The sequence below is a fragment of the Actinomyces ruminicola genome, assembly GCF_900103885.1.
Classification (GTDB): Bacteria; Actinomycetota; Actinomycetes; order Actinomycetales; family Actinomycetaceae; genus Actinomyces; species Actinomyces ruminicola.
This window is the reverse complement of record NZ_FNIM01000007.1, coordinates 58,889-67,345: the sequence shown is the minus strand read 5'-3', so window position 1 is coordinate 67,345 and position 8,457 is coordinate 58,889. Positions and strand designations below refer to the sequence as shown.

General features: G+C 59.1%; 9 protein-coding genes. 2 read left to right on the top strand and 7 right to left on the bottom strand.

Annotation, left to right across the window (positions count from 1 at the left end; all coding sequences use genetic code 11):
* Nucleotides 1-228: 228 nt before the first annotated feature.
* The 7 genes from BLR49_RS07250 to BLR49_RS07220 form a co-directional block, all read right to left on the bottom strand.
* Nucleotides 229-1,209 carry a caspase family protein gene (locus tag BLR49_RS07250; RefSeq protein ID WP_092535666.1) on the bottom strand — a complete coding sequence of 327 codons (981 nt, stop codon included), beginning with the start codon at nucleotides 1,207-1,209 and terminating at the stop codon, nucleotides 229-231.
* Between the two features lie 9 nt (nucleotides 1,210-1,218).
* On the bottom strand, nucleotides 1,219-1,584 hold the full coding sequence (locus BLR49_RS07245; protein WP_218121323.1) for a TIR domain-containing protein: 366 nt from the start codon (nucleotides 1,582-1,584) through the stop codon (nucleotides 1,219-1,221).
* A 620-nt stretch (nucleotides 1,585-2,204) separates the two neighbouring features.
* Entirely contained in the window at nucleotides 2,205-2,483 is a 279-nt protein-coding gene (locus tag BLR49_RS07240) for a type II toxin-antitoxin system RelE/ParE family toxin (RefSeq protein ID WP_092535660.1), read from the bottom strand.
* Nucleotides 2,476-2,766, bottom strand: a complete 291-nt coding sequence (locus tag BLR49_RS07235; protein WP_218121322.1) for a type II toxin-antitoxin system RelB/DinJ family antitoxin — start codon at nucleotides 2,764-2,766, stop codon at nucleotides 2,476-2,478. Before BLR49_RS07235 ends, BLR49_RS07240 begins: the two co-directional genes overlap by 8 nt.
* A 286-nt stretch (nucleotides 2,767-3,052) precedes the next feature.
* A complete protein-coding gene (locus tag BLR49_RS07230) occupies nucleotides 3,053-3,442 on the bottom strand; it encodes an ImmA/IrrE family metallo-endopeptidase (RefSeq protein WP_143013723.1) in 390 nt (129 codons plus the stop codon).
* A 325-nt stretch (nucleotides 3,443-3,767) separates the two neighbouring features.
* Nucleotides 3,768-4,031, bottom strand: a complete 264-nt coding sequence (locus BLR49_RS07225; RefSeq protein ID WP_092535651.1) for a type II toxin-antitoxin system RelE family toxin — start codon at nucleotides 4,029-4,031, stop codon at nucleotides 3,768-3,770.
* Nucleotides 4,028-4,288 (bottom strand): type II toxin-antitoxin system Phd/YefM family antitoxin, encoded by a 261-nt coding sequence (locus tag BLR49_RS07220; RefSeq protein ID WP_176765809.1) that lies wholly within the window; start codon nucleotides 4,286-4,288, stop codon nucleotides 4,028-4,030. Before BLR49_RS07220 ends, BLR49_RS07225 begins: the two co-directional genes overlap by 4 nt.
* A 654-nt stretch (nucleotides 4,289-4,942) precedes the next feature.
* Here BLR49_RS07220 and BLR49_RS07215 point away from each other — a divergent pair.
* Nucleotides 4,943-8,137: a DEAD/DEAH box helicase gene (locus BLR49_RS07215; protein WP_092535648.1), complete on the top strand. Its 3,195-nt coding sequence runs from the start codon at nucleotides 4,943-4,945 to the stop codon at nucleotides 8,135-8,137.
* A 167-nt stretch (nucleotides 8,138-8,304) separates the two neighbouring features.
* The gene (locus BLR49_RS13255; protein WP_176765808.1) at nucleotides 8,305-8,457 is read left to right on the top strand and encodes a hypothetical protein; all 153 of its coding nucleotides are present in this window, start codon (nucleotides 8,305-8,307) and stop codon (nucleotides 8,455-8,457) included.

Here is an 8,457-nt window from a genome sequence, read left to right as displayed (position 1 = left end):
TATCGCTTTCCTTTTCAGCCTCCGATAGGTCAGAATAAGGGGCGTCTATCTGTTGTTGCCAGCGGCTGGCGAGATCGGCCGGGATGATCAAGGAACCATCCGAGCAGCGCTCACACTGATCGTGGACATACTGTTGCCAGTGCGCCCATCGGTCGTGTTCAATGTAAGCGAGTTGTTCCATTACGTGGGGGCGTTGAAGAGCAGTAAGAATCTGAGCATTAGACTCCATCAAATGAGCCCCTTGTTCACGAGGTTCCAATAATGCTGCCCTAGTACCGTCAGCTCACAGGCTTTTGACTGCATCGCCGCGTGCCACATATGGGGAGCGTCGACAGGCCTGACGAGGTTTACTTTCGTTAAATTCTGCAGCACGGCAAAATCTGCGTTCTTAGCAGGGTCGGGCAGCGGGGTACCCTCGCCCTCCGTTCCGCTGCGTTCCGGTTCGTATGACGGATCGAGTTGCAGTTGCGTCGACGGACACTCGAACAACACCGTGAGTTTCTGAAGGTCAGACAATTGTACCGGTGCATCAGCCTTCCGCAGGGAGACGAACTTCTTAACGTTAGTTTTAAACACTGGTCTTTGCGCCCAAGGCCCGAGCGACTGGTCCACGTGAGCATAAACGCTACCTGGGGTTATGTCACCCACAAGGTTCGCTGCTGCACCATTAAGGGCGTCGACCAGGAGCCTAGTGAACACGCCTGAACCATCAGACTCCATAGCGTACTGTTCCGCAGTCGATGCCGTAAGGATCGTAACGCCGTCTTTGATCTCGGCAAACGCGGAGGAAATGGAACTACCACCAGCGACTCCGCCATGACAGCAATCAAGAATGATGACTTTGTTCTTGGCAGGCGATTGACTGGCGAATGACATAACTTCCGATAGAGCGAGGCCATCGTCCCCCGTCTCGCAATCGCTAGCACATAGGTAACCTCCAACACTGTCGATATATCCATGGCCTGAGAAATAGAAAAGGGAAATGTCCCCGTCGTCACAGAACAGTTCCTTAATCGCCTCGCGAAGTTCCGTGCGCGTCACTCTTGTATCCCTACCAGCGCTCACCATGAGCTTAGGCTGGCTGAAATTAACAGTCCCGTCAGCATGTCGACCAAGCACGTTCGCGACGCTGTGCGCATCATTAGTCGCCCCCCGAAGAGAGCTGATATTGTCGTAGTAATCAATCCCGACGATTAGAGCTTTCCGCATGGTTGCACCTCATAGCGAGTCGATAAACCCAGCGATATTTGCGTCGGTCCACGTATAGGTACTTACCCCTGAAAGGCGCGTCCTATCAGAACTGTACGCCCAAATGCCTCGGATTGGCTTGCCCTCTTCTTGGGCGCAGCGAATTTCCCACTTCTGGCCGGTGGAGGTGAGCGAATTATTGCTCACCAGAACGATAACACCATCAGAACGCTTGATGCGTGTACGCACCTTCTTTTTCCACTCCGACTCATAGGGTTCCTTGACGGACATGTCGATGAACTCGTATGGCGAACGAGGGTGAAGCGACTGCCCCTTGAGGAGGTCGCGTTGGCGCTCATCCTCAATGGCGAACGCGATAAAGATAGTTTTGGTCACGAGCATTCTCCTAATGTGGCCTTTGGTATTCTTGTCAATCGTGCTTCTGGAGGGTTATTCACAGCGTAGACGGCACCTATGCGTCGACCACGAGTTTCCCGCAAATCCATACGGAAAGCGCAGGAGTTTCGTGGAGACAGTTCCGACTATTAATTACCCTCCGTGGGCGGCACGGCGATCAAGGCCTTTCTCGGATGTGCGATCTTCACCATTCAAGAGGACCTCTAAGCATCTGAGGTTACCACTCAGATTGAATTCAGCATCCCGCCCTAGCCCTGTTTTGCATCTTCGAGATGTTTCAGTCTGGCGGCCATTGGTTAACGCGGAGAACACGGTCGGTCGCTGCAGGCCCGCGACCTCCGCAGCGAGGCCAAGAATGCTGCCCTTGTAAGCCAAGAGCAGGAAGCGCAACGCCATGCTCTGTCGGCTCGGGTAGCAGCATCTCGGCAGCCTCGTAGGCCGTAGGCGCACGAACACCATCCGAGACAGACGACTCACTCCCTCCGGTGCCTCATCCTCCACCAGGTTCCCACGCCTCGCCTTCCGACACGAACTCTTGCCCGTTATCTTTCAGCGCTGAGAAAGGTGTACCCAGGCTCTCCAGAACCCTTGGGGCTGCGTCAAAGGAGCTCGTCGTGACTGCCGGTGCGCGCCAGTATGAGGGTGCCGTCGGCATCGATGGTGTACAGGAGTAGCCAGTCGGCCGCGATGTGTAGTACACGGTAGGCCGCAAGGTTGCCCGTGAGCTGGTGGTCGCGATGCCGCTTAAGCCAGTCGGTGCGCCGTTCCGCGACTGCCTGGATCGCGATCTTGAGCGCGTCCATGTTGTAGTGCTTGCGTTTGAGCCGTTTCACGTCGCGTAGGAAGGCCGGACGATAGGCGATCTCACGTTCACGCACGGTCGATGAGGTCCATCAACTCGTCGACGTCTCGGACCCTGATAGCCGGTTCCGCCTCGGCCTCGCGGATCGCATCGGCGTATGGGGTGAGACTCGGCTGGAAGGGCAGCCTCTGGTCGTGGACGATCTGGCTGAGGAACATGTTGATCGCAGTGGGCATGTCTATGCCCATCCGGTCAAGAGTCCTCGTGGCCTGCTCCTTGAGCTGGCTGTTGGTACGGACCTGAATACGCGTGTCGAGCTCCACCATTCCCCTCCGCTTGTGAGCCTGTTGTACTGCCATGGTACTCATCCGCGAGAAGTGTGCCAAGGGCTGGTACCCCACCGATGCTGCCCGCAATGCTGGCAAAAGCCGGACGGCGTGGAACCGTTTGTTCGCTCATTCGCAGGCCATGCCGAGCACATCGCCGATCGCCTGCCACGACCGGCCAGCCTCACGCGCCACCATGGCATGCCAGCGCTAGGCCTGGTCTCACCTGTGAGAGTAGCAACGCTGACCGAAGAGCCCGGTGGCAGACGCCAGCCCAGACGGTTGTATGCCAGTCTGCCGGGTCTAAAATGCCAACCGGTCATGCGACCAGGTGCAAGCCACGCGCCTCAGGAATGAAGGGCGAGGGCCTGCCAGGCGCAACACCGACGAGCTCGCGGATTTCGGCGTCGGTGAGCCCGGCGTCCGCAAGGGCCTTCCCGACGCTCGCTGCCAGGCGGGGCGTCTCTGGCGGCAACGTGTCGCTGCCGGGCTCCTGCTTGCGCCACCCGCGACGCGAGAGTCGCTTATAGAAGTCCTGGCGCTCCTGTGCACTGACGGCGCCGAGGGTGAGCGCACGCAACTGGGGGCGTATGACATGCTCAGGCATCAGGAACTCAGCAGCCAAGGCGTTCGCCTGTGCCTCGACGTCTTCGTCCTGGTGCCGGGAGTGCATCACGAGATGGCCGAGTTCGTAGACGCCACAGTTCAACTCAAACCCTGACACCACTGTAGAGGCGGTCCAGGTGACGAGCCGTCACACACGCCATCTACCGACCATCTACCGACGGCGGTCCGAGCGTCAGCCGCGCCCGAGGGGTACCGGTGTCAAAATCGATGACAAACACCACCGACAGCCCTCAAGAGCCAGTACGTCACCCGCATGATTCCAGCGATTCGTCCGAGGAGGCCAACGCCGCCGCCCCCGTTTGTCATCAATTGTGACACCACATGCCCCAGACCCCTCGCCCACCGGCACACGGGGCAGCGGCAAGCCGCACAGCGCGCTCTCGAGCCATAACACCTACGACTACTCGTTACCTGCGCCGGTAGACCTCGCGGCAGTGCCCGACGGCGAGGACCAGAACCAGCAGCACACCATCGTGGACCTCGTAGACGATGCGGTAGTCGCCGCTGCGCACGCGCCACTCGCCCCGCCCTCTGACCAGCTTCTTCGCGCCAGAGGGGCGAGGCTCTTGCGCCAGCAGCTCAACCACCGCCTGAACCCGGAGCCGGGCTCGGCCATCCAGCTTGCGCAGCTGTCGCGCGGCGGCGGGGCTGAACTCGATCCGGTACGTCATGCCAGTCCGAGGTCCGCCTTGACCTCATCCCAGGGAATGGTGCCGTGCTCGGCGACCTCCGCACGAGCCGCTTCGGCCGCCTTGATGTCCTCGAGGTCCTCCGCGGCTTCGGTCGGGCGCTCAAGGTCCTCCGCATCGATGACCGCCGCAAGACGGCGGCCCCGGCGAGTAAGGAAGACGGGTGCATGGTGCACGCGGGCGTCATCAATGACGTCAGCGAGCCTGCTGCGCGCGGCGGAGACACTGATCTCGATCATGATGCTCAGTATGAGCAATAACGCCCAAGATGTACATCTTGCTCATATACGCTAGTCCCCGCCCATGCGCCCCTGGTACCGCTTCTCGTAGTGCGCGTCGGCCAGGTGACTCCATGTCAACCACCCGACCCCTCCAGCACTGATGAAGGCATCCAGCGCATAGCGGCCTGCCAGCTCCCGCACTCGGGCGCGCCTTCATAATCGCCTCCTGAACCGCCTCAATGTCCTACGCCAGCGTGTTTCCGCCGGATGCGATGCAACCCGCCCGAGCGCCGCCAGCTCGCATCAGAACCGGGCCAAGTCCGACTAGCAGTCCCCGCCCCCAGCCACACTCAGCGCCAGATCGCAAGCGGTCTCACCCGGATCATGCACAGCCCCATCTCCGCACCACAGCACCAACGTCGGATCAAGGCCCCACCCATACACCCACAGCAAGCGCCGTCTCTCCCAGCAGTACCACACCGGCCACACACACCGGCGCCACGCGCCCCACCTGCACCCCCACGTCCGGATACACGCATGCTGTAGCATTCACCTTGAAGGTGTCCCTCACCCAGAACAGCAAGATCATCAACAACCCGCAGTATTCCAGGAACCACCGGCCATCTTCACTCCTCCCGACGAACAACCGATGCGAGAGGTACGAAGCGAGTCATGACCGCTACAGTTTCTTTGAGAACCGATGAGGTCTGGGCACAGGTGAGCACCGTCGGCAAGAACATAATCCGACAGCTGCTCGTTCCGGCACACGACGGACTTGAACTGACAAATGAAGTGCCTCCGCGCATTCGCAGCCGTTACGGCGAGTGGCCCACAGCACCCGATTACGTCACTCCAGCAGACGGCGAACTCCGGGCCTTAATTCCCGCCGATGGCGTCACCGACACCACAGTCACTTGGGTCGGGCAGCGGGAGCCAACACCTACAGAAGCCGTTCGCAACTCCTTCGACGGAGCGATCGGGTTCACGCCACACAGCCGCCCACACAGTCTCCGCCGCCCGCAGATCGGGGCATTACATTCCATTATTGGCTACCAATCTTCCGGAATGACCGAACCAGGGATCGTTGTCATGCCTACAGGAACGGGTAAGACCGAAACGATGCTCGCGTGGCTGGTCACACAGCGCCCAGAACACGTACTTGTAGTGGTCCCTTCCTCTGCCCTGCGAGACCAGATCGCATCGAAGTTCGAAACTCTCGGAATCCTCCAACGAGAGGAAATCGTCAGCGCTACCGCGTTGAGACCGCGGGTCGGGCGTGTTGCGGGACAATTCGAAAGCGAAGAGGCGGCTACAAGTTTCGTAGCCGCCTGCAACGTCGTTGTCGCAACTCCGAGCGCTATCCGCGCATCGAAATCATCCGTTCGCGCGTCCTTCTTCTCAGGCTTCACCCATCTCCTGGTCGACGAGGCACACCACGCGTGCGCGCGAACGTGGGCGGAGATTATCCACGCCTTCGACGAGCGTCCCGTACTGCTATTCACCGCAACTCCTTACCGGCGCGATGGCCGAACACTGCCAGGGCGCATTATCTATCGATTTCCTCTCCGTGAGGCACAACGTGAAGGGTACTTCAGCAAAATCGATTTTACTGCAGTTCTCGACCTTGATGACGACGACGAAGCGCTCGCAAACGCCGCCCTGACCAGGCTTCGCGAAGATTTACAAGCTGGCTATGAGCACCTGCTGTTGGCCAGAGTTGGAACGAAACAGCGAGCCGACGCGGTCCACGCACTGTACTCCACCCTCGCCCCCGATCTCCATCCTAAGGTTATCTACGACTCGCTACCTGCTGCCGAGCGGGACGCAGCGGTCCAAGCGATGCGGGATCGATTGAGTCGGGTTATTGTCTGTGTCGACATGCTCGGAGAAGGTTTTGACCTTCCCACGCTCAAAATCGGAGCGTTTCATGACACGCACCAGTCTCTCAGCCCTATGATCCAGCTCATCGGGCGACTCGCTCGCACTTCCGCCCCGGTCCCAATCGGCAAAGCTAGCGTCTTCATTCGGCAGGAACCAAGGCATGCACTCTCACCGCTACGGTCCCTCCTGCGTGAGGATCCCGATTGGGACAAGGTTCTCAGTGACACAACGGAGCGAGCAACGGAACGCGCCGATGAGGCCAGTAGGTTCGAGGGATCATTCATTGATAATCCGCCCGAGGTACCAGTTGCCCTCCTACAGCCGAAAATGAGCGCTCGCGCTTTTGCGACAACAACAGACGACTGGGATCCATTCGCCGCACGCGACGTCTACGGCGACGCAATCTTGGACGATGCGATCAGCGTCAACCGCGAGAATACTATGGCGTGGTTCGTAATCGAGAACGTCACAGACCTCCGTTGGGGGAGTATTCCGTCCTTACGGACGACGGACTATATGCTGATTGCGCTCTTTCTGGACCGAGCACTGGGGCTGCTCTATATCCATTGCTCCGATACAAAACGTGCCCTAGATGACCTGGTCGAGGCGGTACTCGACCACGAGGCGATTCCTGTCAAAGGTTACGACACTTTCAAGGTCTTCTCCAACCTCGACCGTCTTATACCGACGAACATAGGACTCCTTGATGCCAGAGACCGAGACAAACGATTTTCCATGCACGTTGGCAGCGACGTCGAGACCGCACTCACGGAAGCCGAACGCTCTCACAAAGCCAACACCCATATAGCAGCTAAGGCATTTCAGGAAGGGGAACGCATCACTATTGCAGCAGCATTGTCGGGACGTTTTTGGTCAACACGGACCGCGTCAAGTCTCGCCGAATGGCGGTGGTGGTGCCATGAACAAGGCAGAAAGCTACGCGACTCAACCATTGACGTCCACTCCCTGTTCCGCGATATGATCATCCCTACCGATGTCAAGGAACGCCCACCTTATCCGTGCCTTGCGATCGAGTGGCCCTGGAGCCTTTATCTTGGAACTGAGACCTTGCCCCACATTGTCTACAACAATCGCGACACCTTTTTGACCGATGCTGAATTTAAGGTCGATGATTATGGCGTGGAGGGGCCGCTTCGTTTCTCCATCGTCACACCATTTTGGGACCTTCAGTATGAGGCGCGTTTCGGCGCTTCAGGCGTTCATTATCGCGCCGTGGAAGACGAAGCTACCGTTGAAGGTGGGCGCAGGCAGGCTGTTACGTTGTCTAAGTGGTTGAACAACCATAAACCCACTCTTCTATTAGCCGGCGACCGGCTAATCACCGGCGATGGCAGGTTATTGGAATCTCGGTCCGAGCCACCACCATATCCGCGCGATCAATTGCGGCCGCTCAACTGGGCCGGCGGCGGCGTGGATATTAAGGTCGAATCGCAAGGCCCAGACCGACGCAAAGACTCGATTCAAGCGTTTATGGCGCGCTACCTAATGGACAACCGAACTTTCGACGTTCTCATTGACGACGATAGGTCCGGGGAAGCGGCCGACCTAGTCGGGCTCAGGGTCGAGGGCGGCGACCTGCACGTCACTCTCGTACACTGCAAGTATTCGTCGCAACCTACGCCCGGGGCTCGCCTCGCAGATCTTTATGAAGTCTGCGGTCAAGCGATGCGGGGCGCACGATGGCGAGACAAGGCAGCTTCACCGCTTCTCGATCATCTTGCGCGCCGGACCACTAATTACATAAAGACCTTCGGTCGTTCTCCATTTGAGATAGGCGACCGCGCGATACTGCACGCGATCAGGCAGAAGGCGCCTACTCTGTTTCCTCGGTTCACAACGATCGTCGTACAACCGGGCATGAGTATTGGTTCAGCTAGTGATGAACAGCTACGTCTGATTGCGGGTGCCGCGTCCTATGTGCAGACGGTCACAAAGGGCGGCTTCGAGGTCTACGGATCAGCCTGAACGTACGTCTGCGCATCGATGTGTCCCGCATGCTTACTGTACCGTTTCTGTCATGAGCCCAGAGTTGGTCAGAGGCGGTTGTTCAGGTTCCTCTGGCAAAGCTCCCTCAAGACCGCGCTACCCCGTTTTCCCAAGATTGTCACCACCCCTGCGGTACCCTCGCCCCTGTGAGCCGCATCTCCCACCGGGCCCGTCGTCCGCGTCCTAACACCCCGCCCGGGGCTCGCCGCCTCACCCCCACCATCAAGCTCACCCTCACCCCCACCGCCGGGCTCAGTCTCCTTCGTCCCCTCCCCCGCCCCTACGGCCCGCGAGGCTGA